This window comes from Streptomyces sp. XY431 (genome assembly GCF_001279805.1).
GTDB classification, from domain to species: domain Bacteria; phylum Actinomycetota; class Actinomycetes; order Streptomycetales; family Streptomycetaceae; genus Kitasatospora; species Kitasatospora purpeofusca.
Genome location: NZ_LGDO01000403.1, coordinates 1 through 301 on the forward strand (window position 1 = coordinate 1; position 301 = coordinate 301).

Below are 301 nucleotides of genomic sequence, written 5' to 3' on the forward strand. Positions count from 1 at the left end.
CCCCTCGATCGGCGGGCCGATCGCCAACACCCGGCTGTTCGTACTGGACGACGGTCTGGAACCGGTACCGGCGGGGGCGGTCGGCGAGCTGTACATCGCGGGTGCCGGGCTGGCCCGCGGCTACCTGGGGCGTCCGGGGCTCACCGCCGAACGCTTCGTGGCCTGCCCCTTCGGAGACGTCGGCGAGCGGATGTACCGCACCGGCGACCTGGTGAAGTGGCGCGCGGACGGGACCCTGGAGTTCGTCGGACGCGCCGACCACCAGCTCAAGCTGCGCGGCTTCCGGATCGAACTCGGCGAG

General features: G+C 72.4%; 1 protein-coding gene. It reads left to right on the plus strand.

Going from position 1 to position 301, the window contains the following annotated elements:
- On the plus strand, positions 1–301 hold a 301-nt coding region (locus ADK60_RS27450; RefSeq protein ID WP_159400607.1), incomplete at both ends, for an AMP-binding protein.